Below are 230 nucleotides of genomic sequence, written 5' to 3'. Positions count from 1 at the left end.
GATTTGTCTAAATCAAAGAAAATAATTCCGATTTTTATTTTTAAAAGTCCGTTTTCACGAACAATCAAGGCGGGATCTAAACCAATCGGAACTTCTGTTATTCCAGAGTAATTTGGCATTATAACGGACTTATTATTGCTGTTGAAATTGTCTTTTGAAACTTCAATTGTATAAGTCGAATTACAATTTAAAGTGCTGCCGAATTGATATTTTCCGTCAATCTGCGAAAC

Annotated in this window: 1 pseudogene; it reads right to left on the bottom strand. The window is 32.2% G+C overall.

Features of this window, described 5'->3' with window-relative positions:
• Window positions 1-230, bottom strand: a pseudogene (locus ACWA1F_RS24000) (OmpA family protein); the annotation flags it as partial.

The organism is Flavobacterium erigeronis (assembly GCF_054075165.1).
The sequence above is the reverse complement of the archived record's forward strand: the minus strand, read 5'-3'. Positions and strand labels throughout refer to the sequence as shown.